The organism is Corynebacterium phoceense (genome assembly GCF_900092335.1).
Classification (GTDB): domain Bacteria; phylum Actinomycetota; class Actinomycetes; order Mycobacteriales; family Mycobacteriaceae; genus Corynebacterium; species Corynebacterium phoceense.
On the sequence record NZ_LT596208.1, the window covers coordinates 1,417,916 to 1,419,291 of the forward strand.

2 protein-coding genes are annotated in these 1,376 nt (G+C 68.5%); one reads left to right on the forward strand and one right to left on the reverse strand.

The annotated features are described in order from the left end of the window. On the reverse strand, positions 1 to 591 hold a 591-nt coding region (locus tag BN9444_RS14855; RefSeq protein ID WP_068801909.1), incomplete at its 3' end, for a WKL family lipoprotein. 139 nt (positions 592 to 730) lie between these two features. Between BN9444_RS14855 and BN9444_RS10920 the strand changes: the two genes are divergently transcribed. Further along, positions 731 to 1,376 (forward strand): asparaginase domain-containing protein (locus tag BN9444_RS10920; protein WP_199872862.1); only part of this gene is annotated, 646 nt, incomplete at its 3' end.

Genomic DNA, 1,376 nt, shown 5'->3' on the forward strand with positions numbered 1-1,376 from the left:
GGCAGCCTCGCCGGCGCCGGCACCGGAAACGGCCGGGTCACCGGCGGTATCGGCAGCGGTGGCGCCGGTCTGGGCGTTACACATCGCCGGAACCTGCTCCGGGGCGACGGTGCTGGTAATCAGGGTGCACGTCCAGGACTGGGAGAGCTTCCACACGCCGTCCTCGTAGACGAACTCGACCTGGTCCGCGGTCTGCGTGTTCGGGTTATCCGGGGTCGTGAACTCCACGGTGGTAAGCAGGCTGTCCGGGGTGTAGCCCGGCACGACCGGGTCGACGACGGTGAACGTCGCGCCGGACTCGGCCTTGGACGCGGCCATCGTGTCGAAGAGCTCCGGCGCGGACTCGCCGCCCTGGACGGTCTGGGTCTTCTCCTCGAGCGGAACGTTGGGATCCGTGGCCTTAGCGAGGATCGCGTTGAGGTCAGCCGCGGTGGGCAGCTCAGCCGGGGCGGTCGCAGTATCCGAAGCAGCAGCCGAGGACGCGGCCGAAGTCTCGGCCGTATCGCTGGAGTTCTCATCGGACGAGCAGGCCGCCAGGGTCGTGGCGGCGGACAGTGCCAGCGCGGCGGCGGCCAGCTTGGTGTACTTCACGATTTCTCCTTGGATCTCTATGGCAATAACGCCCAAGCCTACCTGCGCGCTGCGCCGCGCCTGGCATACGACCCGGCTGCGTGCCCGGATTCACAGGTTTCCAGCACGGGGCGTTACGGCTCGTCTAAGCTGTGGGGCTATGACAACTGTGCTCATCTCCACCGGCGGAACCATCGCCTGCACCACCGACGCCTCGGGCGCGCTTGTGCCCACGAAAACCGCCGCGGACCTGGCGGCTTTGCTTGACGAGCCCGTGCGTGCCGTCGACTACATCCAACTCGATTCCTCCGCCGTGACGCTCGCGGACCTGGACGGGCTCATCGCCATGATCATGGAGACGGCCGCGGACCCGACCGTGGAGCGCATCATCGTCACGCATGGCACAGACTCGCTCGAGGACACCGCCATGGCGCTCTCCCTCTTCTATGACAGCCTTACCCCCGTCGTGCTCACCGGTGCGCAGCGGCCTTTCGATGCCGCCGAGCCCGACGGCCCCCGCAACCTCAACGACGCACTGCATGCGGAGGGCTCCGGTGTACTCATCCAATTCGGAGGAATGACCACCCCGGCATGGGGCGCGCGCAAGGAGCACACGCAGTCCCTGCGGGCGTTCGGCGCGGCGGAGGCCGACTTCCCCTCCGTCCTCCCGCTGCCCCGCCACCCGCTCGCAGACCAGAAGGTCACAGTGCTCGCCGCCTATCCCGGCGCGCCGGGCGAGCTTGTCGATGCCGCCGTGGCCGCCGGCTACCGCGGCCTCGTGGTCGAGGGCATGGGCTCCGGCAATG